Origin of the sequence: Actinomadura sp. 21ATH (assembly GCF_041951345.1) — a bacterium.
In the GTDB taxonomy this organism is placed as follows: Bacteria; Actinomycetota; Actinomycetes; order Streptosporangiales; family Streptosporangiaceae; genus Spirillospora.
In genome coordinates, this window is record NZ_JBGNUR010000029.1 from 28237 (window position 1) to 53721 (window position 25485).

At 75.1% G+C, this 25485-nt stretch carries 25 protein-coding genes and 2 tRNA genes; 19 read left to right on the top strand and 8 right to left on the bottom strand.

Annotated features, from left to right (window positions below; all coding sequences use genetic code 11):
- Positions 1-30 precede the first annotated feature (30 nt).
- Positions 31-101 (bottom strand) — tRNA-Ala (locus ACA361_RS40710).
- Positions 102-114: 13 nt separating this feature from the next.
- Positions 115-186 (bottom strand) — tRNA-Trp (locus ACA361_RS40715).
- Between the two features lie 352 nt (positions 187-538).
- Between ACA361_RS40715 and ACA361_RS40720 the strand changes: the two genes are divergently transcribed.
- Positions 539-1078, top strand: a complete 540-nt coding sequence (locus ACA361_RS40720; protein ID WP_375020502.1) for a hypothetical protein — start codon at positions 539-541, stop codon at positions 1076-1078.
- Positions 1079-1180: 102 nt separating this feature from the next.
- Positions 1181-1756: a CGNR zinc finger domain-containing protein gene (locus ACA361_RS40725; protein ID WP_375020503.1), complete on the top strand. Its 576-nt coding sequence runs from the start codon at positions 1181-1183 to the stop codon at positions 1754-1756.
- A gap of 17 nt (positions 1757-1773) precedes the next feature.
- On the opposite strand, the gene folP is transcribed toward ACA361_RS40725, so the two are convergent.
- Positions 1774-2619: a dihydropteroate synthase gene (gene folP / locus ACA361_RS40730; RefSeq protein ID WP_375020504.1), complete on the bottom strand. Its 846-nt coding sequence runs from the start codon at positions 2617-2619 to the stop codon at positions 1774-1776.
- Positions 2620-2860: 241 nt separating this feature from the next.
- Between folP and ACA361_RS40735 the strand changes: the two genes are divergently transcribed.
- The 3 genes from ACA361_RS40735 to ACA361_RS40745 are packed head-to-tail and all read left to right on the top strand — an operon-like array spanning position 2861 to position 5789.
- Positions 2861-3895 carry a GDP-mannose 4,6-dehydratase gene (locus tag ACA361_RS40735; protein WP_375020534.1) on the top strand — a complete coding sequence of 345 codons (1035 nt, stop codon included), beginning with the start codon at positions 2861-2863 and terminating at the stop codon, positions 3893-3895.
- A 32-nt stretch (positions 3896-3927) separates the two neighbouring features.
- Positions 3928-4191, top strand: coding sequence for a ubiquitin carboxyl-terminal hydrolase 14 (locus ACA361_RS40740; RefSeq protein ID WP_375020505.1), 264 nt, complete (start codon positions 3928-3930; stop codon positions 4189-4191).
- Positions 4191-5789: an MFS transporter gene (locus ACA361_RS40745; RefSeq protein WP_375020506.1), complete on the top strand. Its 1599-nt coding sequence runs from the start codon at positions 4191-4193 to the stop codon at positions 5787-5789. Before ACA361_RS40740 ends, ACA361_RS40745 begins: the two co-directional genes overlap by 1 nt.
- On the opposite strand, the gene ACA361_RS40750 is transcribed toward ACA361_RS40745, so the two are convergent.
- Positions 5732-6493, bottom strand: coding sequence for a MerR family transcriptional regulator (locus tag ACA361_RS40750; protein ID WP_375020507.1), 762 nt, complete (start codon positions 6491-6493; stop codon positions 5732-5734). The genes ACA361_RS40745 and ACA361_RS40750 overlap by 58 nt on opposite strands.
- A 123-nt stretch (positions 6494-6616) precedes the next feature.
- On the opposite strand from ACA361_RS40750, the gene ACA361_RS40755 reads away from it, so the two are divergent.
- The 4 genes from ACA361_RS40755 to ACA361_RS40770 all read left to right on the top strand — a co-directional run bounded on the left by ACA361_RS40755 (position 6617) and on the right by ACA361_RS40770 (position 11060).
- Positions 6617-7606, top strand: coding sequence for an ABC transporter ATP-binding protein (locus tag ACA361_RS40755; protein WP_375020508.1), 990 nt, complete (start codon positions 6617-6619; stop codon positions 7604-7606).
- Positions 7603-8454 (top strand): ABC transporter permease, encoded by an 852-nt coding sequence (locus ACA361_RS40760; protein WP_375020509.1) that lies wholly within the window; start codon positions 7603-7605, stop codon positions 8452-8454. Before ACA361_RS40755 ends, ACA361_RS40760 begins: the two co-directional genes overlap by 4 nt.
- 120 nt (positions 8455-8574) lie before the next feature.
- Positions 8575-9447 (top strand): LysR family transcriptional regulator, encoded by an 873-nt coding sequence (locus ACA361_RS40765; protein ID WP_375020510.1) that lies wholly within the window; start codon positions 8575-8577, stop codon positions 9445-9447.
- Between the two features lie 8 nt (positions 9448-9455).
- Positions 9456-11060, top strand: coding sequence for a Na+/H+ antiporter (locus ACA361_RS40770; protein WP_375020511.1), 1605 nt, complete (start codon positions 9456-9458; stop codon positions 11058-11060).
- Here ACA361_RS40770 and ACA361_RS40775 read toward each other — a convergent pair.
- A complete protein-coding gene (locus ACA361_RS40775) occupies positions 11047-12027 on the bottom strand; it encodes an AraC family transcriptional regulator (protein ID WP_375020512.1) in 981 nt (326 codons plus the stop codon). The genes ACA361_RS40770 and ACA361_RS40775 overlap by 14 nt on opposite strands.
- A gap of 365 nt (positions 12028-12392) precedes the next feature.
- On the opposite strand from ACA361_RS40775, the gene ACA361_RS40780 reads away from it, so the two are divergent.
- From ACA361_RS40780 to ACA361_RS40800, 5 genes are all read left to right on the top strand, one after another.
- Positions 12393-13769, top strand: coding sequence for a sensor histidine kinase (locus ACA361_RS40780; RefSeq protein ID WP_375020513.1), 1377 nt, complete (start codon positions 12393-12395; stop codon positions 13767-13769).
- On the top strand, positions 13766-14185 hold the full coding sequence (locus ACA361_RS40785) for a roadblock/LC7 domain-containing protein (RefSeq protein WP_375020514.1): 420 nt from the start codon (positions 13766-13768) through the stop codon (positions 14183-14185). Before ACA361_RS40780 ends, ACA361_RS40785 begins: the two co-directional genes overlap by 4 nt.
- Positions 14182-14535, top strand: a complete 354-nt coding sequence (locus ACA361_RS40790) for a DUF742 domain-containing protein (protein ID WP_375020515.1) — start codon at positions 14182-14184, stop codon at positions 14533-14535. Before ACA361_RS40785 ends, ACA361_RS40790 begins: the two co-directional genes overlap by 4 nt.
- On the top strand, positions 14513-15109 hold the full coding sequence (locus ACA361_RS40795) for an ATP/GTP-binding protein (RefSeq protein WP_375020516.1): 597 nt from the start codon (positions 14513-14515) through the stop codon (positions 15107-15109). The genes ACA361_RS40790 and ACA361_RS40795 overlap by 23 nt, the downstream gene beginning before the upstream one ends.
- 98 nt (positions 15110-15207) lie before the next feature.
- Positions 15208-16359: a cytochrome P450 gene (locus ACA361_RS40800; protein ID WP_375020517.1), complete on the top strand. Its 1152-nt coding sequence runs from the start codon at positions 15208-15210 to the stop codon at positions 16357-16359.
- Between the two features lie 138 nt (positions 16360-16497).
- Here the strand turns inward: ACA361_RS40800 and ACA361_RS40805 are convergent, their stop codons facing one another.
- Positions 16498-17409 (bottom strand): Lrp/AsnC family transcriptional regulator, encoded by a 912-nt coding sequence (locus ACA361_RS40805; protein ID WP_375020518.1) that lies wholly within the window; start codon positions 17407-17409, stop codon positions 16498-16500.
- A gap of 765 nt (positions 17410-18174) precedes the next feature.
- Between ACA361_RS40805 and ACA361_RS40810 the strand changes: the two genes are divergently transcribed.
- The 5 genes from ACA361_RS40810 (at position 18175) to ACA361_RS40830 (ending at position 23446) form a co-directional block, all read left to right on the top strand.
- On the top strand, positions 18175-19611 hold the full coding sequence (locus ACA361_RS40810) for a GuaB1 family IMP dehydrogenase-related protein (RefSeq protein WP_375020519.1): 1437 nt from the start codon (positions 18175-18177) through the stop codon (positions 19609-19611).
- 227 nt (positions 19612-19838) lie between these two features.
- A complete protein-coding gene (locus ACA361_RS40815; protein ID WP_375020520.1) occupies positions 19839-21287 on the top strand; it encodes an LCP family protein in 1449 nt (482 codons plus the stop codon).
- A 19-nt stretch (positions 21288-21306) separates the two neighbouring features.
- A complete protein-coding gene (locus ACA361_RS40820) occupies positions 21307-21732 on the top strand; it encodes a hypothetical protein (RefSeq protein WP_375020521.1) in 426 nt (141 codons plus the stop codon).
- A gap of 71 nt (positions 21733-21803) precedes the next feature.
- On the top strand, positions 21804-22865 hold the full coding sequence (locus tag ACA361_RS40825) for an enolase C-terminal domain-like protein (RefSeq protein ID WP_375020522.1): 1062 nt from the start codon (positions 21804-21806) through the stop codon (positions 22863-22865).
- Positions 22862-23446 carry an AAA family ATPase gene (locus ACA361_RS40830; protein ID WP_375020523.1) on the top strand — a complete coding sequence of 195 codons (585 nt, stop codon included), beginning with the start codon at positions 22862-22864 and terminating at the stop codon, positions 23444-23446. Before ACA361_RS40825 ends, ACA361_RS40830 begins: the two co-directional genes overlap by 4 nt.
- Before the next feature lie 24 nt (positions 23447-23470).
- On the opposite strand, the gene ACA361_RS40835 is transcribed toward ACA361_RS40830, so the two are convergent.
- Both ACA361_RS40835 and ACA361_RS40840 read right to left on the bottom strand, forming a co-directional pair.
- Positions 23471-24130 (bottom strand): response regulator, encoded by a 660-nt coding sequence (locus tag ACA361_RS40835; protein ID WP_375020524.1) that lies wholly within the window; start codon positions 24128-24130, stop codon positions 23471-23473.
- Positions 24127-25425, bottom strand: a complete 1299-nt coding sequence (locus ACA361_RS40840; protein WP_375020525.1) for a sensor histidine kinase — start codon at positions 25423-25425, stop codon at positions 24127-24129. Before ACA361_RS40840 ends, ACA361_RS40835 begins: the two co-directional genes overlap by 4 nt.
- Between the last annotated feature and the right edge of the window lie 60 nt (positions 25426-25485).

The window sequence follows — 25485 nt, forward strand, 5'->3', positions numbered from 1 at the left end:
GGGGGTGGGGGGGGGGGGGGGCCCGGCCGGTGGACCCGCAGGGACTCGAACCCTGATCGTCTGCGTGCAAAACAGAAGTGTTGCCTTTACACCACAAGCCCGCTGGTTCCGTCGCAGGGGCGGTAGGAGTCGAACCTACTTTTCGCTGGTTTTGGAGACCAGCCGCCTAACCGGTGGCTCACCCCTCTGCGCTTTCGTTCTCTTCGATGCACATAAGGATGCGCGGGTTCAAGATCGGTGGCAAAGTGTTTTTCCGGCCCGGACCCGTCCCGGTCCGGGCCGGACGCCCCGCCGGACCGGCGGCCGGGCGGCGATCCTCCTGGTCACAGCGCCGCGGTCGGCGGATTCGGGGTGGTGTAGGGTCCAACGTCGCACGGGGTGAACGGCTTGTGGCGAGCGGGCGCCGGGTAACGCGCGTCCCGCCGCGCCTCCCCGTGATAGACCCAGATCAGTGCGTCGTCACCTACGTGATGGATGTGGAAGAAGGCTAGGGGGCCTGCCCGCCATGAGGCATGCACAGGACGGGGCTGCCGCGGCGATGAACGCCGTTTCCCGGGTTCTCGTCGCCCGGGGCAGGAACGAGCCCCAGGAGCTGGAGAACCCGGACGTGGGCTGGGGCCAGCGCGCCCGCGACGGCGTGTGGGTCCCGACCAAGGACGGCCAGCGGATCCACATCGGGATCGACGTCACGGCCGCCGACACGGTCGGGCAGATCCTGCGGCCGGCGCTGCGGGTCTTCGTGGGCGTGGACGTCGACACCGACATCGTCGCGCAGACCACCACCGGCGGTGTGCGGCTGCTGACGGTGATCCACGGGCCGGACGCGCCGACCGAGTTCCGCTTCCCGCTGTCGCTGGCCGACGGGCTGGCGCTGGAGGCCATGCCGTCGGGCGGGTACGACGTCGTCCACCTGCGGTACGGCGCCACCGTCGGCCGGCTCTACAACCCGTGGGCGTGCGACTCGATGTACCGGCAGGTGAAGGCCGACTACTCGCTGGCCGGGCAGGTCGTGACGATGCGCGTCCAGCACGAGGGCTCCTACTACCCGGTGGTCGCCGACCCGCACTACTCGCGCTGACCCCGGCCGGCGCCGGCCGGCTCCGGCATAGGGTGAGAGCCCCCGGAACCGGCCCGCCGGCGCCGCGGGGCCCGGCCGCCCCGGTCCCAGTCTGGAGTCATCGTGATCTTCACTCATGACACCGAGCACGCGCTCGCCATCGTCGTCGACCTGATCAACACCGCGCCGGAGGCGGCCGGGACCGAGGGGCTCGGCGGCACGGACGAGCTGCGCGCGTTCCTGGACCGGCACCGCTTCAGCGACGTGCGCGAGGTGACCGGGCGGGACCTGGCGGAGTTCCGCGAGCTGCGGGAGCGGTTCCGGGCGGTGTTCGGGGCCGCGGGCGCGGGCACCGCCGGCGCGGTCCGGCTGGTCAACGAGATCATCGGCGCGGTGCGGGCCACCCCGCGGCTGACCGACCACGACGGGTACGACTGGCACGTCCACTTCCACGCCCCGGGCGCGCCGATGAGCGAGCACCTGGCGGCCGACTGCGGGATGGCGCTGGCGTACGTGGTGGCGGCGGGCGAGCTGGACCGGCTGCGCACGTGCGAGGCCCCGGACTGCTCGCGGGTGCTGGTCGACCTGTCCCGCAACCGCTGCCGCCGCTACTGCGACAGCCGCACCTGCGGCAACCGCATGCACGTCGCGGCGTACCGGGCCCGCCGCAGGGAGGCCGAGGCCGAGGGGGCCCGCTGAGCCGCGCCCGCGGCGGGTCAGCGGGCGAGGGCGGACACGGCGGCCAGCGCGCGGCGGGCGCCGGCCACGTCGTGGACGCGGAACACCCGGGCGCCCAGCCAGGCGGAGACGCCGAGCACGGCCATCGTGCCGACGCCGCGCTTCTCGACGGGCTGGCCGAGGGTCTCGCCGATGAAGTCCTTGTTCGACACCGCCACCAGGACCGGCCAGCCGGTGCCGGACAGCTCCGCCAGCCGGCGGGTGATCTCCAGCGAGTGCCGGGTGTTCTTGCCGAAGTCGTGCGCGGGGTCGATGAGGATCGCGTCCCGCCGCACGCCGAGCGCGGCGGCGCGCTCGGCCTCGGCGACCACGTGCTCGAGCACGTCGGCCACGACGTCCCGGTAGCCGGTCCGGTGCGGGCGGGTGCGCGGGTCCAGGCCGCCGGCGTGCGCGCAGACCAGGCCGATGCCGTGCGCGGCGGCGACCTCGGCCAGCCGCGGGTCCGGGCCGCCCCAGGTGTCGTTGAGCAGGTCGGCCCCGGCGGCGGCGACCGCCTCGCCCACCTCGGCCCGCCAGGTGTCCACGCTGATCACGGTCCGCGGGTGCCGCTCCCGGACGGCGGCGACCAGGTCGACCACCCGGCGCAGCTCCTCGCTCACGTCGACCTCGTCGCCCGGGCCCGCCTTGACCCCGCCGATGTCGACGATGTCGGCGCCCTCCTCGACGGCCCGGCCGACGGCCGCGAGGGCGGCGTCGAAGCCGTAGGTGGCGCCCCGGTCGAAGAACGAGTCGGGCGTGCGGTTCACCACCGCCATGATCGCGTACCGGCCGAGCGCGCGGCCGTTCAGCCGCAGCGGGACGGCTCCGGGGTCGGCGGGCGGCATTCGGGCACCTCGGCAGGGTCGCGGGGCGGGCCTTGACGATCACACGGTGGCACATCGCGGCCGCGCCCGCCACGCCGCCCCCGGCGCCCGGTGAACTCGAAACAAATTCGGTTTTAACCCCGCCCTCCCTCGTCACCCCGCACACGGGCTCGCTAACCTCGTTCCACACTCACCGCGAGGAAGGACCCCGCGGTGGCCCCTCGTCCGACTTGTCGTCTGACCAACTGCCATGGAGGATCCGCTGTCCAGGCGAGCGCTCATCACCGGAATCACCGGGCAGGATGGCTCGTACCTCGCCCAGCACCTGCTCGAACAGGGCTATGAGGTCTGGGGCCTGGTACGCGGGCAGGCGAACCCGCACGTGTCGCGGCTGCGCAAGCACATCGGCGACGTCCAGATCACCACCGGCGACCTGCTCGACCAGGGCAGCCTGATCTCGGCGGTGGAGCGGGTCCAGCCGGACGAGGTCTACAACCTCGGCGCCATCTCCTACGTGCCCATGTCGTGGCAGCAGGCCGAGCTGACGGCCGAGGTGACCGGCATGGGCGTGCTGCGGACGCTGGAGGCCATCCGGGTGGTGTCGGGCATCAGCCCGTCCCGCACCCCCGGCCGCGAGCAGATCCGCTTCTACCAGGCGTCCTCGTCGGAGATGTTCGGCATGGTCCGCGAGACGCCGCAGAACGAGAAGACGCCGTTCCATCCGCGCAGCCCGTACGGCGTGGCCAAGACCTACGGGCACTACATCACGCAGAACTACCGCGAGTCGTACGGGATGTTCGCGGTCAGCGGGATCCTGTTCAACCACGAGTCGCCGCGCCGCGGGGCCGAGTTCGTGACCCGCAAGGTGACGCTGGGGGCGGCCCGGATCAAGCTGGGGCTGGCCACCGAGCTGCGGCTGGGCAACCTGGACGCCCGGCGCGACTGGGGGTTCGCCGGCGACTACGCGCGCGCGATGCGGATGATGCTGGCGCAGGACTCCCCCGAGGACTACGTGATCGGCACCGGCGTGACGCAGTCGGTGCGGGACCTGGTGGAGTTCGCGTTCGGCTCGGTGGGGCTGAACTGGGAGGACCACGTCGTCCTCGACGCCAAGTACACCCGCCCGGCCGAGGTCGACCTGCTGTGCGCGGACCCGAAGAAGGCCCGCACGCAGCTGGGCTGGGAGCCCGCGGTCACCTTCGAGGAGCTGGTGACGATGATGGTCGAGTCGGACCTGCGGCTGCTGTCGGAGTCGGCCCGGCCGGAGGACGAGCCGTTCAGCCCGGACCACTGGTGATCCTCGGCCGCCGCCGTGCGACCATGGCCCACATGGGGACCTGTGAACATGTGAAGGAGCTGCCGGACGCCGATCCGGCGCCGCGGACGCCCGAGGGCTGCGAGGAGTGCCTCCGGGACGGGACGCGCTGGGTGCACCTGCGGCTCTGCCTGACGTGCGGGCACGTCGGCTGCTGCGACTCCTCGGCCGGCAGGCACGCCAGCGGCCACTACGGCGAGACCGGGCACCCGGTGGCGCGCTCGTTCGAGCCGGGCGAGGACTGGCGCTGGTGCTTCGCCGATGAGCTGATCGTCTAGTGGCCGGGGTCCGGCTGGCCACCGCCCCCGGCCGCTGGATCCTGCTGGCGACGGTGCTGGGCTCCAGCGTGGCGTCCCTGGACGCCACGGTGGTGAACGTGGCACTGCCCCGGCTGGCCCGCGAGCTGGACGCCGGCATGGCCGGCCTGCAGTGGACGGTGAACGCCTACACGCTCACGCTCGCCGGGTTCATCCTGCTCGGCGGCTCGCTCGGGGACCGGTTCGGGCGCCGCCGGATCTTCGTGATCGGGGTGGTGTGGTTCGCGCTGGCGTCGCTGCTGTGCGGCGCCGCGCAGGACATCGAGACGCTGGTGGCGGCGCGGGCCTTCCAGGGGGTGGGCGGCGCGCTGCTGGCGCCCGGCTCCCTGGCGATCATCCAGGCGTCGTTCGCGGGCGACGACCGGCCGCGCGCGGTGGGCGTGTGGTCGGGGTTCGGCGGGGTGGCCGGCGCGATCGGGCCGTTCGCCGGCGGCTGGCTGGTCGAGGCGGCGGGCTGGCGCTGGGTGTTCCTGCTCAACCTGCCGCTGGCCGCGCTGGTCGTCGTGGTGGCGCTGCGGCACGTGCCCGAGAGCGTCGACCCCGAGGCGCGCGGCCGCTTCGACATCCTGGGGGCGGTGCTGGCCGCGGTGGCGCTCGCCGGGACGACCTACGCGCTCACCGAGGCGCCGGAGGCCACCGCGTCCATGGCGGTCGTGGGCGCCGCGGCCGCGCTGGGGCTGGCGGCGGCCGTGGCGTTCGTGTGGGTGGAGCGCGCCCGCGGCCGGGGCCGCGGGCTCCTGGCCCGGCGCGGCGGGGACGGGGAGCGCGGAGAGCGCAAGGGGCGCGAGGTCCCGCGGCCGATGCTGCCGCTGGACGTCTTCGCCTCCCGGGAGTTCTCGGCCGTCAACGTGGTGACCTTCGTGGTCTACGGCGGGATGGGCGTGATGTTCTTCCTGCTCGTGCTCAATCTGCAGGTGGTGTCGGGCTTCTCGGCGATCGCCGCCGGGACGGCGCTGCTGCCGGTGACCGTGCTGATGCTGCTGCTGTCGTCGCGGGCGGGCGCGCTCGCCCAGCGGATCGGCCCCAAGCGGCCGATGGCGGCCGGGCTGCTGGTCGCGGCGGCCGGGATGCTGCTGATCGGCCGGATCGGGGCGGACGCCTCGTACGCGCGGGACGTGCTCCCGGCGGTGACGGTGTTCGGGCTGGGGCTGTCGGCGGTGGTGGCGCCGCTGACGGCGACCGTGCTGGCGAGCGCGGACGTGCGGCACGCCGGGGTGGCCAGCGGGGTCAACAACGCGGTCGCGCGGGCGGCCGGCCTGCTGGCGGTGGCCGCGATCCCGCCCCTGACGGGGCTGACCGGCGACGCGTACGACAACGCGGCGGTGTTCTCCGACGGGTTCCGGACCGCGATGCCGCTGTGCGCGGCGCTGCTGGCGGCGGGTGCGGTGCTGACGTTCCTCACGGTGGGCGACGACGTGCTGCGCGCCGCGCCGGAGGAGACGGAGCCGCAGTGCAAGACCCACTGCGCCGTCGGCGCGCCGCCGCTGGAGCCGGACCGGAGTCAGGCATCGGCCCCGCCGGCGGCCGGTGCCGGTCCCGGCGCCTCCTCCGCGAGGTAGCCGTGCAGCAGGCCCGCGCCTTCGAGCATGGCGCGGGCCTGCCCGTTCAGCGCGTCCCGGCGCCGCGCCACGGCCTCCCGCAGCGCGCCGGTGCTGCCCGCCCGCCGCAGGTCGTCGAGGATCGGCCGGATCTGGGCCAGCGGGTAGCGGCCGGCCCGCAGCATGCTGATCATCTGCGCGTCCCGGACGTCGGCGGGGCCGAAGCCGCGGTAGCCGGTGACCGGGTCGCGGCGGGGCGTGATCAGCCCGGCGGCCTCCCAGACCCGCAGGGCGGAGGTGCGCACGCCGAGGCGGGCCGCCGCCTCGCCGATGCGCAGCACGGACCGGGAGGAGGGCGCGGGCTCGGGCTCGCTCCCGGCGACCGCCTCCAGCGCCTCGCGGGTCGCCTCCAGCGCGAGCCGCTGCTCGTGCAGCCCGGCGTGGGCGGCGTCCACGAGGGCCAGCGCGGCCGGGACGTCGCCGGCGTGCACGGCCTGCATGATCTCGCGCGCGGCGGGCCAGCCGTACCCGCGGGCGAGGGCGCGGTAGGTCAGCAGGGCGTGCCGGTGCGCGGCGCCGAACCTGCGGTAGCCGGCCGGTGTCCGCGGCGCGGGGGGCAGCACGCCCGAGTCGGCGTAGTTGCGGATCTGCTGGGCCGAGACGCCCGCGATCCGCGCCAGGTCGATCGGGCGGAGCCGCTCCGCCGCCGCCTCCTCGTTCCGCACCCGCCCGGCCCCTTCCTGCCGCCTTCATCGTCCATTTGAAGGTTAGCGGAACAGTAGACCAGCAATGGCCCGCAGCCTGGCGGCAAAGCCTCAACAAGCAGCTTCAATGAGAAACTTGAAGGCATGGAGACAGAGGCGGGAAACGTCATCGAGGCCCGCGGCCTGCGGATGCGGTACGGCCGGACCGAGGTGCTGCGGGGTGTGGACCTCCGCCTGCGGCGCGGCGAGGTCCTGGTGCTGCTCGGGCCGAACGGGGCGGGCAAGTCCACGACGATCGAGATCCTGGAGGGCTTCCGGCGCCGCTCGGGCGGGGACGTCCGGGTGCTGGGCGTCGACCCGGACGAGGGCGGCGAGGCGTGGCGGGCGCGGCTGGGCATCGTGCTGCAGTCCTGGCGCGACCACGGCAGGTGGCACGTCCGGGAGCTGCTCGCGCACCTCGGCCGGTACTACGCGCCGTACGGCACCCCGGATCGGCCCCGGCCGTACGGCACCGACGAGCTGCTCGCCCTCGTCGGGCTGGAGGGCAGGGCGGACGCGGTGGTCGGCCGGCTCTCGGGCGGGCAGCGGCGCCGGCTGGACGTGGCCATCGGCCTGGCCGGCCGGCCGGACCTGCTGTTCCTCGACGAGCCGACGGCCGGCTTCGATCCGCGGGCCCGGCGCGAGTTCCACGGGCTGGTGAACCGGCTGGCGGAGCTGGAGGACACGTCCGTCCTGCTGACCACCCACGATCTGGACGAGGCCGAGCGGCTCGCCGACCGGATCCTGGTGCTGGCCGGCGGGCGGATCGTGGCCGGCGGGACGCCGGCCGAGCTGCGCGCCCGGGTCGCCGGGGAGGCGGAGGTGCGCTACACGCTGGACGGCGAGCCGCACGCCGGCTCTGCCGCCGACGCCACCGGGTTCGTCCGGGAGCTGTTCCGGCGGCACGGCGACGCGGTCGGCGACCTGGAGGTGCGGCGGCCGAGCCTGGAGGACGTCTACATGGCGCTCGTGCGCGAGGCCGGGCACGGCGGGACGGGCGACGCGGCGGACGGCACGGAGACCGGCCGGGACCACGAGGACCACGAGGACCACAAGAAACACGAGGACCACGAGAACGGGGAGGTGGCGGCGTGAACGCGGGCACGGCGGCCCTGGGGGCGGGCCTGGAGCGCGGCCGGATCGAGCTGCGGCAGTCCCTGACCAGCGTCCAGGAGCTCTGGAACGTGCTGTTCTTCCCCGCCGTCGCGCTGGCGGTGATGTTCCTGCTGCGGGACGGCACCGTACCGGGCACCGGGTTCTCCCTCGGGTCGCAGGCGATCCCGGGGATCCTGGGCCTGAGCATCGTGCTCAGCGCGATGATGGGCCTGGCGATCACGCTGACCATGGACCGCGAGGACGGCACGCTGCTGCGCGCCAAGGCCACCCCGCACGGGATGGCCGGCTACGTCACCGGCCGGCTGACCGCGCGGGCCGGGACGGCGGTGGCCGTGCTGCTGCTCCTGCTGGTTCCGGCGGCGGCGCTGTTCGACGGCCTGCGGCTGGGCGAGGCGGCGTCCTGGGCCACGCTGGCGTGGGTGACGGCGCTCGGGCTGGCGGCCGTGCTGCCGCTGGGCGTGATCGCGGGCGCGCTGGCCGGCGGCCCGCAGGCGCTGGGCGCGGTGATGCTGCCGATGATGGCGCTGACCGCGGTGTCGGGGGTGTTCTACCCGATCGGCGAGTTCCCGGGCTGGCTGCAGGGGGTGGCGCAGGGGTTCCCGCTCTACTGGCTGGGGCTCGGGCTGCGTTCGGCGCTGCTGCCGGACGCGCTGGCGGCGGCCGAGATCGGCGGGTCCTGGCGGCAGGCGGAGGCGGCCGGGGTGCTCGGGCTGTGGGCGGTGGCCGGCATCGCGCTGGCGCCGCTGGTGCTGCGCCGGGCGGCGCGGCGGGAGTCGGGGTCGGCGGTCGCCGCCCGCAAGGAGAAGGCGCTGCGCCGGGGCGTGTGACGCGGCGGCGGCCCCCGGTGGACGCGGCGGGCGAGGCCGGGCGCGCGGCGCCCGGCTTTTCCCTGGTCCGATTCCGGCTATGTCGAGGACCCGAACGGTTCGTTGGCATACGGTCAGGGCATGAATCTGCGGCAGCTGCGCTATGTCGTGGCCACCGCCGACCACGGCACCATGACGTCGGCGGCTCAGGCGCTCTACGTCGCACAGCCCGCCCTGTCGCGGGCCGTCCGGGAGCTGGAGCGCGAGCTGGGCGTGGAGCTGTTCGCCCGGTCCGGGCGGGGCGTCATGCTCACCCCGGTCGGCGAGCAGGTGGTCCGGCAGGCCCGGGTCGCGCTGGACGCGGTCGACGCCATCGAGGGGCTGTCGGTCGCGCGGGCCAACGGCCGCGGCGCGGAGCTGCGCATCGCCACCACGGCGTCGCTGGAGCCGGAGCTGACCGGGCGGCTGATCCCCCGCTTCGCGCGCGACCAGCCCGCGGTCCGGGTCCGGGTCGTCCGCTGCCCGGGCCGCGAGTCGGTGGCCGCCGCGCTGCGCTCGGGCCGCGCCGAGCTGGCGGTCACGGACCTGCCGGTGCCCGGCGACCTGGCGGCCCACCCGTTCGAGCAGCGCGAGGTGGTGCTGATCTCGCCGCCGGCGCTGCGCCTCCGCGAGCCGGTGCCGCTGACCGCGCTGGACGGCATGCGGCTGGTGCTGCCCGCCAAGGGCAGCGCCCGCCGCGCCGAGATCGACGCGATGCTCAACCGGATCGGCGCCCGGCCGGTGCCCGCGGTCGAGTCCGACGAGCGCGGCTCCTGGCTGGGCTGGGTACGCGCCGGCATGGGCTCGCTGCTGTGGTACCGCAACCAGCTCGACGACACCGAGGGGCTGGCGGTCCGCTCGTTCATGCCGCCGATCACCCGGCTGATCGGGCTGGTGCACGCGCACCGCCCGCTGGCGCCGGTGGCGCGCGACTTCCTGGCCTTCGCGAAGGAGACGTCCCGCGATCGTGCATGATCTGTGGGGTGGAGGCTACTCACGCCCTTTGGCTGCTGGCGGTACCGATGAGCGCGCTCGCGGTCGCGGCGCTCTCCCGGCGGGCGGGGGTGTCGGCGCCGCTGGCGCTCGTGCTCGCCGGGCTGCTGGTCACGTTCGTTCCCGGGGTCCCCGAGTTCGAGCTGGACCCCGAGTTCGTGCTGTTCTTCTTCCTGCCGCCGCTGCTGTTCTCGGCCGCGTGGGAGAGCTCGTACCTGAACCTGCGTGAGAACACCCGCACGATCGGGCTGCTGTCGATCGGGCTGGTGCTGTTCACGACGCTGGCCGTCGGCTACACCGCGCACCTGCTGATCCCCGGCCTGCCGCTGGCGGCGGCGTTCGCGCTCGGCGCGATCGTGGCGCCGCCGGACGCGGTGGCCGCGGTGAGCGTGGCGCGGCGGCTGGGGCTGCCGCGCCGGGTGGTGACGATCCTGGTCGGGGAGAGCCTGTTCAACGACGCCACGGCGCTGACCGCGTTCCGGGTCGCGGTGGCCGCCGTCGCGGGCGCGGGCTTCACCCTCGCGGACGGCACCGTCCGGTTCCTGTTCGCGGCGCTCGGCGGCGTCGCGGTGGGGCTGCTGCTCGGGCCGCCGCTGCACTGGCTGCGGTCGCGGCTGCGGGACCCGCTGGTGGAGAACACGGTGGTGCTGCTGGCGCCGTTCGCCGCGTACCTGATCGCCGAGGCGATGCACGCCTCCGGGGTGATCGCGGTGGTGATCAGCGGGCTCTACCTGGGCGACCGCTTCGCCGAGTCGCCCGCGGTGACCCGGCTGATCGGGCACTCGTTCTGGAAGGTGCTGATCTTCCTGCTGGAGTCGGTGGTCTTCCTGCTGATCGGCCTCCAGCTGCCGCTCGTCCTGGAGGGCCTGGCCCCGTACGGCCCGCTGGAGCTGGCGTGGTGGGCGGTGGCGGTGTTCGCCGTCGTGGTGCTGGCCCGCTTCCTGTGGGTGTTCCCGGCCTCGCACCTGGCGCGGTGGGGCTCGCCGGCCGCGCGGGACCGGGAGGCCGACATCGGCTGGCGCGGCCGCGCCGCCATCTCGTGGGCGGGGATGCGCGGCGTGGTGTCGCTGGCGGCGGCGTTCGCGATCCCGCTGACCGGCTCCGGGGACGAGGAGTTCCCGGGCCGCTCGCTGATCCTGTTCCTCACCTTCACCACCGTGCTGGCCACGCTGCTGGTGCAGGGCATGACGTTCCCGCTGCTGATCCGGAGGCTGGGGATCGGCAGCGAGCGGGAGCGGTACGTCGACACCGTCGCCGAGGCGGGCGCGCAGCACGCCGCCGCGGACGCGGCGCTGCGCCGGCTGGAGGAGCTGGCCGGCGCTGAAGCGGAGCCGCCGGACGAGGAGGTGATGGAGCGGCTGCGCCAGCTGGCCGAGCACCGCCGGCTCCAGGCGTGGGAGCGGCTGGGCGGCGGGACGGGACCGGCGGGCGCGGAGGTGCCCACGGCCACGTACCGGCGGCTGCGGCTGGAGATGCTGGCCGCCGAGCGCAGGACGTTCGTGCGGATGCGCGACGAGCGCCGCATCGACGACGAGGTGCTGGAGAGGGTGCTGCGCGAGCTCGACCTGGAGGAGGCGGCGCTCAGCCGCGGCTGACCGCCGGCCGGTGCTCCGCGCCGTGCCGCAGGTCGCGCGGGGAGAGGCCGAACCGGCGGCGGAAGGCGGTGCTGAGCGCGCTGGCGGAGGAGAAGCCGGACAGGTGCGCCACCTCCGTGATCGTCAGGTGCGAGTAGCGGGGACTGGTCAGGCGGTCGCGGACCAGCAGCAGCCGCTCCTCCTTGATGAGCTCGCGGGGCGTGGTGCCGGCGTGCTGGAGGGCCAGCTGCACCTGCCGCAGCGACCAGCCGAGCCGGCGGGCGACGGCGGCGCCGTTCAGCTCGGGGTCGGCGGCGTTGGCGCGCACGAACCGGCGCACCATCGCCTCGACCTCGGCCAGGTGCCCGGGGGCGCCCGGCCGGTCGTCGGCGCTCACGACCATGCAGACCAGCTCGGCGGCGCGGTCGCACACCGCGTCGAACTCGCGGGCGGTGAGGGCGTCGCGCTCCTCGTGCAGCGAGCCGAGCATGCCGAGCACGACGCGGGCCAGGCCGGTGGTCATGTCGAGGGCGGCGTACCGCGGGGCGGCGCGGCCGAGGCGGCCGAGCAGCCGGCCGGCCGGGAGCGTCAGGACGAACGACCGCACCGGGTCGTCCTGGACCAGCTCGAACGGCTCGGCGGGGGTGATCAGGCAGCCGGCTCCGGGGCGCAGCCGCAGCTCCTCGCCGCCCTGGCGCATGGTGAGCCCGCCGTCGAGCGGGACCAGCAGGCGGTAGTCCTCGTCGGGGTCGCGGCGGGCCTGCAGCCGGGTGCGGGCGTAGGCGATCCGGTCGGACCGGGACTCGACGAGCTGGTAGGCGGCGGTGCGCTGGCGGGCGGTGCGGCCCCGGTAGTCGCCGCCGGGCGGGAAGCGGTAGTCCATGCTGCAGTGGAAGCCGGTGATCTGCTCGCTCCAGAAGTCGGCCCGCTCGGGCGCCGGGAACTCGTCGGTGGACGCGTCCTCCACCACGTACGTCCCTTCGGGCACTGGCCTCCCCCTCCGCGTCGCCGTCCGCGGGCGGGCCCGCGTTCCGGCGCCGCCCGCGTCCGAGAGTAGCGACTTCAGACACGGCTCACCGGGAGGAACACGCTCATTGTGACCGGAACCGGACTCAACGTAGGCAAGGCGCGCGCCGACCGGTGCGCATCCCGACAAATTTCTTGCGTACGGGGGCAAGCGGGGCACGAGACGGCTGTCCTAATGTCGCGAAACCTCCTGTCCGACCCCCGGGCCGTGCCCGCCCGCCACCGCGTACGCCGCCGTGCCGGGCGGGCACCCGGCCCGAGCACGCGCCGGCGCGCCGGCGTGCTTCTGTCCGTCCTGTTCCAAGGAACCGCATACCAAGGAACCGCATGGAGCACTTCCTGCTGGCTCTGGCGATCGCCTGCTCGATCGCCGGTCTCGCCGCCGTCGCCTACCTGCTGGTGCGCCAGCGCCGGCTCACCGCGCACCTGCGGCGGCGGAACGCCGCGCTCGCCGACGGCCTGCGGCGGCGCGACGAGGAACTCCGCCACCTGGCCACCGAGCGCCTCCCGGCGCTCCTGCAATCGCTGCACAACCCGGCCGTCACCGTGCCCGGGCCGCTGCACGACCCGCACTCGCTCGGCCCCGCGTACGAGCGCGGCAGCGCCGAGCTGATGGAGCTGTTCGCCGGGTCCGCGGAGGGGGTGCGCGCCCGCGCCGACAAGGCCGCGAAGCTGACCCTGCGCTCGACGATGCGCGGGGTGCAGAGCCTGGCCAACGAGCAGCAGCTGGCGATCAGCACCATGCAGGAGCGGCACGACGACCCCGACGTGCTGGAGGACCTCCTGCGGCTCGACCACATGAACGCCCAGCTCGGGCGGCGCGCCCAGGCCACCGCGGTGCTGTGCGGGTCGTGGCCGGGCCAGCAGCGCTCGGCGTCCTCGCTCAGCGACGTGGTCCGCGGCGCCACCTCCCGCATCCGCGACTACCTGCGGGTGCGGGTGCACGCGCCGGTCAACGCGGCGGTGGTCAGCCGCGCCGTCGAGCCGGTCGTGCTGGTGCTGGCCGAGCTGCTCGACAACGCCGCCCGGCACTCCCGCCCCGACACCACCGTCGAGGTGAACGTGCAGAACACCCACAACGGCGTCGCCATCGTCATCGACGACGCGGGCGTGGCGATGGACGCCGAGGAGCTGGAGCGCGCCGGCCGGCTGCTGGCCGGGTCCGGCACCGCCGACATCAACCGGCTCGGCGACCCGCCGCAGATCGGGTTCGCCGTGGCGGGCCTGCTGGCCGACCGGTACGGCTTCACCGTCTCCGTCGACACCCGTTCCCCCTACGGCGGGGTGCGCGCGGTGGTCTTCCTGCCGTCCGCTCTGATCACCGCCGTCCCCGCCGGCGACGGCGCTCCCCGGGCCGCCGAGCCGCGCCCGAAGGCGGCCGCGGCCGCGCGCGCCGCCTTCAGCGGGCCGGAGGCCCCGGCGCCGCGGCCCGCGCCCGCCCGCACGCCGGGCGGCCTGCCCAAGCGGCGGCGCACGGCGCTGCCCGCCACCTCGCCCTCGGCGGCCTCCGGCGGCGCGGACGACCGCGCCCGCCCGGCCCGGGAGACCGCGGCCGGCCTGGGCGCCTGGCAGCGCGGGACCCGTTCCGGCCGCGCCGCCTCCCCGCCCGGCGGCGCGGACCCGGCGGCCCCCGCCGCGGCCGGAGCGCCTCCGGCACCGCCCCACGCACGCCCCGATGGACATGGAGAGGACCAGCCGCGATGAACCAGGCGATCCGCGATCCGGCCGACAACAAGCTGGGCTGGATGCTCGACGAGGCGCTGCGCATGCCGGAGACCCGGTACGGGATCCTGCTGTCGGCCGACGGGCTGCTGATGGCCCACTCCGAACGGATCGGGCGCGACGACGCCGAACGGCAGGCGGCCGGGATGTCGGGGCTGCAGTCCCTGGCGCGGGCGTCGGCCGAGTTCTGCGGCGACCCCGACACCACCTGGCGGCAGACGGTGACGGAGTTCGACGACGGGTACGTGTTCCTCGTCGCGGCCGGGCCCGGCGCCTACCTCGCCGTATCGGCGACCCAGCGGGTCGACATGGAGACGGTGTCGTTCCGGCTGCAGGAGCTGGTGCAGCGCCTGGGCAAGGAGCTGTCCACCCCGCCGCGGCACGGCCCCACCGCATGACACCGCGGCGGAACGAGCGCGCCCTCGTCCGGCCGCACGTGGTGACCGGCGGGCGGGCGCACCCTTCCCGCAACGTCTTCGACCTGGTGACGCTGGTGGTGGCCGTCAGCGACCGGCTGACCGGGCTCAGCCCCGAGCAGCGCGCCATCGTGGCGCTGTGCCGCGGCGGCGCGCTGTCGGTGGTCGAGATCGCCGGCCATCTGCGGCTGCCGGTCGGGGTCACCCGGGTCCTGCTGTCGGACCTCATGGACAGCGGCCATGTCACCACCCGGGCGGCGGCGCAGGCGGCGCGGCCGACCCGGACCGAGATCCTGCAGGAGGTGCTCGATGGACTCCGCGCCCGCCTCTGAGGCGTCGTACCTGCCCGACAGCGTGCGCACCGCGGTCAAGCTGCTGATCGTGGGCCACTTCGCGGTCGGCAAGACCACGTTCGTCGGCACGATGTCGGAGATCCGCCCGCTGCGCACCGAGGAGCGCATGACCCAGGCCGGCGCGGTCGTCGACGACCTGGCCGGGGTCCGGGACAAGACCACCACGACGGTGGCCATGGACTTCGGCCGGCTCACCCTGAACGAGCGCCTGGTGCTGTACATGTTCGGCACGCCGGGGCAGCAGCGCTTCAAGCAGATGTGGAGCGACCTGGCGCGCGGCGCCCTCGGCGCGCTGATCCTGGTCGACACCGAGCGGCTGGAGCAGTCGTTCGAGGTCATGGACATGGTCGAGACGCACCGGCTGCCGTACGCGGTGGCCGTCAACCGGTTCGACACCTCCCCCGTCTTCCCCGAGTCCGAGGTGCGGGAGGCGCTGGACCTGCTGCCCGGCACGCCGCTGGTCATGTGCGACGCCCGCGACCACCGGTCCTCGGCCGAGGCGCTCATCACCCTCGTCGACCACCTGCTGACCCTGGAACAGGAGCCCGCGTGACGGCCCAGTCCCCATCGACGCCACCGCCGCCTTCGACACCTTCTTCTCCTTCGACGCCCCTGACGCCGCGGTCCGGCGCCCCGCGCGAGCGGGTCCCCATGTACGGCGAGGACTTCGCCGCCGACCCGCAGGCGCTCTACGACGAGATGCGCGCGCACGGCCCGCTGGCCCCGGTCGAGCTGGCGCCGGGCGTCGAGGCCACCCTCGTCGTCGGGTACGACGCGGCGCTGGAGGTGCTGCGCGACGCGGCGACGTTCCCCAAGAACCCGAGCCGGTGGGAGAGGACCGTCCCGGCCGGCTGCCCGGTGCTGCCGATGATGGGCTACCGGCCGAACGCGCTGTTCACCGACGGCGAGTACCACGCCCGGCTGCGCGCGGCGATCAACGACGCGCTGGCGCGGGTCGACACGATCGCGCTGCGCGAGTACGTCGAGGACAGCGCCGGCCGGCTGCTGGACGGGTTCGCCGGCGCGGGCGAGGCCGACCTGGTCGCCCAGTACGCGCGGGCGCTGCCGCTGCTGGTGTTCAACGAGATGTTCGGCTGCCCGCCGGAGATCGGCGACCGGCTCGTGTACGGGATGAGCGGCATCTTCGAGATCGAGCACGCCGAGGAGGCCAACGCCGTCCTGACGCAGGGCGTCGTCGACCTGGTGCGGCTGAAGCGGGAGCGGCCCGGCGCGGACGTGACGTCATGGATGATGGCGCACCCGGTGGGGCTGACCGACGAGGAGATGGCGCACCAGCTCGTGGTGCTGATGGGCGCCGGCACCGAGCCGCAGCAGAACCTCATCGCCAACGGGCTGCGGCTGCTGCTGACCGACGACCGCTTCGCCGGCGACCTGTCCGGAGGCAGCCTCCAGATCGAGGACGCCATCGAGGAGATCCTCTGGACCGACCCGCCGATGGCCAACTACGGCGCCACCTACCCGGTGCGGGACGTGGACTTCGCGGGCACCCGGCTGCCGGCCGACCGGCCGGTCGTCATCAGCTACGCCGCGGCCAACACCGACCCCACCCGGGCCTCCGCCCACCGCGCGGGCAACCGCGCGCACCTGGCCTGGGGCGCCGGCGCGCACACCTGCCCGGCCAAGAGCCACGCCCGGCTCATCGCCTCGGTGGCCATCGAGCGGCTGCTGGACCGGATCCCGGACCTGGAGCCGGCCGTCCCGGCCGGGGAGCTGCGCTGGCGGCCGGGCCCGTTCCACCGCGCCCTGGCGGCGCTGCCGGTCAGGTTCCCGCCGGCCGGCTGACGGCCGGCACGAGGACTCCCGGGCGCCGATGCCGGCGCGGCGCCGGCGCCCGGACCCCGCCCCCGGGCGCCGCGGCTCCCCGTACCGCGGCGCCCGGGGCCTTCGTTCCCGTCTCCCTCCGGTCTCCCTTCGGCCGCCCTACTCGCCGTCGATCGGCTTGTCGGGCAGCTCTACGGCGTAGGACTCCTTGACGACGTCCAGGTGGTGCCAGGACTCGCGGACCGTCGCGCCGGGGACGGCGCGGATCGCGTCCAGGACCGCGACCAGCTCCGCGCGGGACGACGCCTCCGCCTGGCCGACGATGTCGTACCGGCCGAAGCCGGTCGCCAGGTAGCGGACGCCCTCCTGCTCGGCGACGGCCTCGGCGACCCGCCGCAGCCCGCCGTTCACCAGCAGGCCGAAGCCGCCGAGCTCGGCGGCACCCAGCGCGGTCGGGTCGGCCAGCCCGGTCACCTGGATGACGCCCGAGCGCATCAGCCGCACGACGCGGGCCCGGGTCGCGGCCTGCGAGAGGCCGATGATGTGGGCCAGCCGGGTGTACGGCGCGCGGCCGTCGCGCTGCAGTTCCTGCAGCAGCCGCCAGTCGATGTCGTCGAGGGTGACGTCCCCGAGCTCGCGGACGACGGCGTGGGTGTCGCGCACGGTGGACACCGAGCGGAACACCTCCGCGGACCGGACCCCGGGAACGGCGCGGATCTGGTCCACCTCGGCGGCCAGCGCGGCGTCGTCGCGGGCGCGCACCTGCGCGACCAGGTCGTGCGGGCCGGCGGTCAGGGCGGTGAAACTGACCGCCGGGCGCTCGGCGATGGCCGCGGCGACCTTGCGGGCCGAGCCGTCGACCGTGACCGAGACGTGGCCGATGGCCTCGGCCCCGACCACCGCGGCGTGGACGATGCCCACGACCCGGACGACCTCGGTCTCGAGAAGGTTCTGCACCCGTGCCCGCACGGCCGTGCGGGACAGCCCGACCCGGTCGGCGAGCGCCTGGAAGGTCGCCCTGCCATCCCGCTGGAGCTCGCGGACGAGCACGGCGTCGACCGCATCCAGCACGGCTCTCCTCCTCGACGTGTAATGACTCGATTTGCTGACAACTGCAAGATCATTCCATTTCGGGACGGTCCATCGTCAAATATTGAGCTTGCTCGTGTTCGCCGCACCCGCACACCGTTGAAGCGTCGGCATACGGTCGTACCGGTGCCGAATACGGCGCCGTGCAATCCGCCTCGGCACCGCAACGCGGCCGGGCCGCCGCGGGCGCCCGGTCCCGCCGGGCGACGGCGCGGGACCGGGCGGCGTGGCGATGATCACTGCGTCGGGCGGACGGGCCGCGGCGCGGGCGGACGCGGGACACCGGGCTCATGAGCGTGACGTGCATGCGCTTCTCCCGGTGTTCTGCTGTGACGCCTCCTACGGGGGGCGGATCTCCGCGCGAGGCACATGTAAGAAAACTGCATCGCTGGCGCAGGATCGTCAAGAGGTAACTTTACAGAGAGCTAAACCTCACGTTGCACTCAAAACCACTGAGTCCGCGCCGTCCCAGGTATTACACGGTCGACGTCCGGATCGTTCGCGAAAGGCATGGTCCGGCCACGCGTTCGTCATCTTGGGGCGTTCCCGCCGGTCCCCGCCGCCACGGACGGTGAGACGGCCACCGGTGGCCAACCCGGGCCGCTTCCCCGGCGCCCCGGCGGGCGTGCCCGCGGCCGGCGGCGCGCGGCGGCTCCGGCCGCCGCATTGGCCGGAGCACCCGGGGGTATGGATCACAATGTACGGTGGCCCAGCCACTTCCAGCCGCGATTGGTGTGTAGTACAGCCGTGCACCTTCTGAACGGTGACGATTCCGTCCACGACCTCACCTACAACGACGTGTTCATGGTCCCGCGCCGCTCGGCCGTCGGGTCCAGGCTCGAGGTCGACCTGTCCACGGCCGACGGCAGCGGGACCACGCTCCCGCTGGTGGTGGCCAACATGACGGCGGTGTCCGGCCGCCGGATGGCCGAGACGATCGCCCGCCGGGGCGGCCTGGCGGTGATCCCGCAGGACATCCCGGTGGAGGTGGTGTCCGATGTGATCGGCTGGGTGAAGCGCCGCCACCTGGTGTACGACACCCCCATCCGGCTCGCCCCCGGCGACACCGCCGGCGAGGCGCTGGCGCTGCTGCACAAGCGCGCGCACGGCGCCGTCATCGTCGTCGAGGACGGCCGCCCGGTGGGCGTGGTGACCGAGGCCGACTGCCACGGCGTCGACCGGTTCGCCCAGCTGCGCGACATCATGTCCCGCGACCTGGTGACGCTGCCCGACGGCGTCGACCCGCGCGAGGCGTTCAACCGGCTGCACGAGCGCGGCCACCGCCTCGCGCCCGTCGTGGACGCCGAGGGCCGGCTGACCGGCATCCTCACCCGGACGAGCGCGCTGCGCGCCACCCTCTACTCCCCCGCCGTCGACGCCGCCGGGCGGCTGCGCGTGGCCGCCGCGGTCGGCGTGAACGGCGACGTCGCGGGCAAGGCCAAGGCCCTCCTGGAGGCGGGCGCCGACCTGCTGGTGGTCGACACCGCGCACGGCCACCAGGAGAAGATGATCGCCGCGCTGGCCGCCGTCCGCGGGCTCGACCCCGGCGTCCCGGTCGCCGCCGGGAACGTGGTCACCGCCGAGGGCACCCGCGACCTGATCGAGGCGGGCGCCGACATCGTCAAGGTCGGGGTGGGCCCCGGCGCGATGTGCACGACCCGGATGATGACCGGCGTCGGGCGGCCGCAGTTCTCCGCCGTGCTGGAGTGCGCCGCCGAGGCGCGCCGGCTCGGCCGGCACGTGTGGGCCGACGGCGGCGTCCGGCACCCCCGGGACGTGGCGCTGGCGCTGGCCGCGGGCGCGTCCAGCGTGATGGTCGGCTCCTGGTTCGCCGGCACCTACGAGTCGCCCGGCGACCTCCAGCGCGCCGCCGACGGCCGGCTGTACAAGGAGAGCTTCGGGATGGCCTCCGCGCGGGCGGTGCGCCTGCGCACGGCCGAGGACTCGCCGTTCGACCGGGCCCGCAAGGCGCTGTTCGAGGAGGGCATCTCGACCTCGCGGATGTTCCTGGACCCCGAGCGGCCCGGCGTGGAGGACCTGGTCGACTCGATCGTGGCCGGGCTGCGCAGCTCGTGCACCTACGCGGGCGCGCGGACGCTGGAGGAGTTCCACGAGCGCGCCACGGTGGGCGTCCAGAGCTCGTCCGGTTACGCCGAGGGGATGCCGCTGTCCAGCAGCTGGTAAGGGCTTCGCACGGATTCGCCCCAAGATCACCGGGATCGCCATGCCACGCCCGGTTCCCCGCTAGGATCGCCGGGTGATCCGGATCTCCGGACCTCCGGCGGCCGCCGCCCCGGACCGTCCCGGCACCGGATTCGGACGCCGCCGCCCTGGCAACTCCATGCCGGTTTTGCGCGTCCATAATGGTAGGCAGAGCCTCAGATCACCGCGTGTGGGGAATCGGAGCGTACATGGCGAGTCGATCGGCAGGCCGGCGTGCCCGCAGCGGTGACGCCGAACCCGGCCTTGCCCGCGCGCTCGCGCTCACCCTCGCCTCCGCGCTGGTCTGGGGCGTGGCCCACCTGACCACCGGCCGGCGGCTGATCGGCGGACTCCTGCTGGGCGCGTTCGTGCTGCTGGTGGCCGCGGCCGCCGTCGCGGGAACGTTCTTCCGCGGCGACCTGATGGGGCTGGCCGTGCAGCCGGCCTGGCTCTCCTACATCGCCGCCGGGATCCTGGTGCTCGGCCTGGTGTGGGTGACGGTCGTGATCCGCTCGTACCAGCTGGTGCGGCCCGGCGCGCTCTCGCTCAGCGCGCGCGCGGCGGGCGTGGCGGCCGTGACGCTGCTGTGCTTCGCCGTCGCGGTGCCGGTGACGTTCGGCGCGTACAACACCTACATCTTCCGGGACGCGCTCACCGGCATCTTCAAGACCGGCGGCGCCGGCGGCCGCCCGATCGACACCAAGGACCCCTGGAACGGGCAGCGCCGGGTCAACGTGCTGCTGCTGGGCGGCGACGCCGCCTCCAACCGCGAGGGCGTGCGCACCGACAGCATGACGCTCGCCAGCGTCGACACCAAGACCGGCGACACGGTGCTGCTGAGCCTGCCGCGCAACCTGGAGAGCTTCCCGCTGCCGCCGGGGCCCGCCCGCGACCGGTTCCCGTACGGCTTCACCGGCGACGGCGCCGGCACGCCGGGCCTGCTCAACGAGGTCTACCAGTACGCCGAGGACCACCCCGACGTGGTGCCGGGCGCCCGCAAGAACCAGCGCGGCCCCGAGCTGCTGAAGTCCACGATCGGCGGGATCCTCGGGCAGCCGGTCGACTACTACATCCTCGTCGACATGTTCGGGTTCGCCGACATCATCGACGCGATGGGCGGCGTCCGCGTCAAGATCGAGCAGCCGATCCCGTACGGGCAGCGCGGCGACGTCCTGCAGGCCGGCGACCGCGTGCTCAAGGGCAAGGAGGCCCTCTGGTACGGCCGGTCCCGCACGATGAGCGACGACTACACCCGGATGGGGCGGCAGAAGTGCCTGCTGGCCGCCATCGCCAAGCAGGCCGACCCGCAGACCGTGCTGACCAAGTTCGACAAGCTGGCCACCGCCACCAAGAACGCGATCTCCACCGACATCCCGCAGGAGCTGCTGCCGGCGTTCGTGTCGCTGTCGGGCAAGGTCAAGGACGGCGCCCGGATCGACAGCCTCCAGTTCGTGCCGCCGCTGATCCACACCGGCAACCCCGACTTCGCGCTGATCCGCAGGCTCGCGGCGCGGGCCGTCGCGGGCGACCGCGAGACCGCGTCCCCCTCGCCGTCGGCGAGCGCGACCAAGACCCGGCCGGTCGCCGGCGCGACCTCCTCTCCCACGCCGCGCAAGACGCAGACCAAGCCGACGTCGCTGTCCGACTCGTGCCCGTGACGACGGCCGCGCCCCCGCGGTGAAGGCCGCGTACCGGCTCCGGCAGGCCGCCAACGTCGCCAACCTGTCCACGCCGCTGGGCCTGCTGCTGGCCGCGGCCGCCGCGCGCGGCCCGGTGCGGCGCGGCCCGGACGGCCTGCTCATCGCGGGCGGCTACCGGCCGCCCGTCCCGGTGGCGTCCGCGTTCACGCTCGGCAACGTCGTCCTGGTGCGGCGGGACGCCGCGTCGCTGCTCGACCGCCCGGCGCTGCTGCGGCACGAGGCGCGGCACTCGACGCAGTACGCCTGGTGCCTGGGCCCGGCCATGATCCCGCCGTACCTGCTGTGCGCGGGGATCTCGATGCTGCTGTGCGGCGACCACGCCTCGTACAACCCGTTCGAGCGCCTGGCGGACCTGGAGGAGGGCGGCTACCGCAGGCGCCCCCTGTGGTTCCGCCGCCGCTAGGGCGGGCGCGTGTCTTCACCGGTCCCGGAAAGGGGGATCATGGTGGGAGGACTTCCGAGCGTGAAGGGCGGGTGACGGTGCCTTCGATCCACGGCTGCGACGCCTTCCGGGTGGCGATGCCGCGCGGGCGGCGGCCGGAGAGCGTCCTGGTGCGCCTGACCGCCCAGGACGGCACGGTCGGCTGGGGCGAGGCCGCCCTGGCGGCCGCCGGTCCCGAACCGGTGTGGTCCGACATCGAGGAGCGGATGGGGCCCGCGCTCATCGGCCTGGAGCTGGACCGCCCCGAGGACGCGTCCGCCGCCGCCGACCTGGGCTGCCCGGCCGCCGCGGCGGCGGTCGACACGGCGTGCTGGGACCTGTGGTGCCGCGGCCGCGGGCTGCCGCTCGCGCACGCCCTCGGCGGCACCCGCACGTCGATCGTGACGGGCGCCCGCATCACCCCCGAGCCGCTGCCGGACACCGTGGTGAGCCGCGTCAACCAGGCCGTGGGCGCCGGGCACACGCGGGTCACGCTGGACGTGCGGCCCGGCTGGGACATCGAGCCGGTGCGGGCGGTCCGGCAGGCGTTCCCGGCGCTGGCCCTGGTCGCCGACGCCGGCCACCGCTACCGCGAGACGCCCGAGCACCTGGCCGTCCTCGAAGGGCTGGAGTCCTACGGGGTGCTGGCGATCGTGCGGCCGTTCCCGGAGGACGACCTGGCCGCGCACGCGCGCCTCCAGCTCCGGACGGGCACGGCCGTCGCGCCGGCGATCGGCGATCTCGCCACGCTGGACGCGGCGATCGCGCTGGACGCGGGCCGGGTGCTGGACCTGCGGCCGTCGGCGCTGGGCGGGCTGACCGCGGCCCGCGGCGCGCACGACCTGGCGTACGCCGCCGGCTGGGAGGTGTGGTGCACGGGCACGGGCGCGTTCGGCATCGGGCAGGCCGCGGCGGTCGCGCTGGCCGCGCTGCCCGGGGTGACGCTGCCGAGCGAGGTGTCCGACCCGGCGGGCGGCCCGGCGTTCGTGACGCCGCCGGTGCGGTCGTCGGGCGGCGTCGTCGGCGTCCCGTACACGCAGCCGGGCCTCGGCCACGAGATCGACGAGGCCCGGATCGAGAAGCTGGCGACCCGGCGCCTGCGCATCCCGGCATGACCCCGGGCACGGTGTGGGTGGTCGCCGGCCCGCCGGGCGGCGGCAAGACGACCGTGGCCCGGCTGCTGCTGGCCCGGCTGCGCCCGGTGCCCGCGCTGCTGGACAAGGACACCCTGTACGGGCCGTTCGCGGCGGCGGTCCTGCGGGCGTACGGGCGCGATCCGGGCGAGCGCGAGGGCCCCTGGTACGACGAGCACATCAAGCGGCACGAGTACGCGGGCCTGACCGCCGCCGCCCGGGAGATCCGCGCCGCCGGCTGCCCGGTGCTGCTGAGCGGCCCGTTCACCGGCCAGATCCGCGACCCGGGGCGGTGGGCGGAGTGGACGGCGGAGCTCGGCGGGCCGGACGTGCGGCTGGTGTGGATCCGGTCCGACGCCGCGACGCTGCGGCACCGGCTGGAGGCGCGCGGGCTGGAGCGCGACCGGGGCAAGCTGGCGGGCTTCGAGGCGTTCGTCGAGCGGATGCGCCCGGAGGAGCCGCCGCCCGTCCCGCACGCGGAGGTCGACAACCGGCTCGGCGCGCCGCCCCTGGACGGCCAGGCCGACCGGCTGGTCGAGCGGCCGGCCGGAGCGGCCGGGTGAGCGGCCGGCCGAACGGGTGAGCGGTCAGCCGGTTCCGGGCCGGACCAGGCCGGTCTCGTAGGCGTACACCGCCGCCTGCGTCCGGTCCCGCAGCCCGAGCTTGGCCAGGATGCGGCTGACGTGCGTCTTCACCGTCTGCTCGGCGACGACGAGGCGCTCGCCGATCTCGGCGTTCGACAGCCCGCCGGCGACCAGGGCCAGCACCTCGGTCTCGCGCTCGGTGAGCGCCGCGTCGGACCTCAGCGGCCGGTGCGGCCGGGCCGCCGTCCGGGCGAAGTGCGCGATCAGCCGCCGGGTGACGCTCGGCGCCAGCAGCGCCTGGCCGTCGGCGACCACCCGGACGGCCTCGGCGAGCGCCCGCCCCGTCGCGCTCTTGAGCAGGAACCCGCTGGCGCCCGAGCGCAGCGCCTCGTACACGTACTCGTCCAGGTCGAACGTGGTCAGCACCAGCACCCGGGCGGTGCCCGCGGCGGTGATGAGGCGGGTGGCCTCCAGCCCGCTCATCACCGGCATCCGCACGTCCATCAGGACGACGTCGGGGCGCAGCGCGGCGGCGCGCTCCACCGCGTCCCGGCCGTCGGACGCCTCGCCCGCGACCTCGATCCCGGGCCGGGCGCCCAGCAGCACGGAGAAGCCCTCGCGCACCATGGCCTGGTCGTCGGCGATCAGCACCCGGATCGTCATGGCGCGGCCCCTCCCTGCTCTCCGGCGTCTCCGGTGCCTCGGGCGTCTCCGGTGGGCAGCTCGGCCCGTACCGCGTGGCCGCCGCCGGGCAGCGGCCCGGCGGTGAGCGTACCGCCCAGCATGGCGGCCCGCTCGCGCATCCCGGTCAGCCCGTGCCCGCCGCGGGACGGCGGGGCCGGGCGGGCCGGGGCGGTGTTGGCCACCTCCACGCCGAGGCGGCCGGGCCGGTGCTCCAGCGTCACGGTGACCTCGGAGCCGGGCGCGTGCCGCAGCACGTTGCTGAGCGCCTCCTGCACGATCCGGTACGCGGTGAGCTGCACCCCCTGGGCGAGCGGCCGCGGCGTGCCGCGCGTCTCGACCGTGACGGCCAGGCCCGCGCCGCGCACTCCGGCGAGCAGGTCGCCGAGGCGGTCCAGGGTCGGCTGCGGGGGTTCGGCGGGATCGGCGGGGCCCGCGGATTCGTCGCGGGCCGGGTCGGCGCGCAGCACGTCCAGCACCCGGTGCAGCTCGCTAAGCGCCTCGACCGCGTTGCCGCGGATGGTGGCGAACGCCCCGGCCAGCTCCGCGGGCGGGTCGGGCACCCGCAGCGGCGCCGCCTCGGCCTGGATGGCGATCACCGACATGTGGTGGGCGACGACGTCGTGCAGCTCGCGGGCGATGCGGGCGCGCTCCTCCAGCAGCTCGCGGCGGGCCCGCTCGCGCCCGCTGATGTGCTCCTGCTCGGCCAGCCGGCGCAGCGCCTCGGCCCGCGACCGCAGCGCGCCCGAGGCGATCAGGACCCCGGCCGAGAACACCGCCATCGCGGCGATCCCGAACAGCGGTTCCCGGCTCGCCGGCAGGACCAGGGCGAGCCCGCACCCGGCCAGCAGGGTGAGCGCCCACATCGCCACCGGGACCCGGGGCCGGGCCCGCGCCCCGGCCAGGGCCAGCACGCTGAGGTGGATCGCCATCGCGGGGCCGGGCCACAGCGGCCCGCCGCCCTGCTCCGGCACCGCCGCCAGCGCGGTCGCCACCGCCAGCGCCAGCGACGCCCACCACGCCGCCAGCGGCCAGTACAGCGCGGCCGGCAGCGCGAGCGCGTGGGCGACGGTCAGCGTTCCCGCGGCCAGGTTGGGGACGCCGAAGTCCTCGATCAGCGTGTGCCAGGCGTACCCGCACGCGATGACGGCGTACAGCGCGACGGCCGCGTGCGGCGCCCAGGCCGTCCAGCCGGTGCGCCGCAACGGCAGCAGCGGCGCGCCGGCCCCGGGGGCCAGCCCGGCGCCCATGCTCCGCAACCGCGCGATCACCGTCATCCCGGACGACGGTAGGCCGCCGGGGCGCGCGGCGGCATCACCCTGTGGTCGGAATCGGGG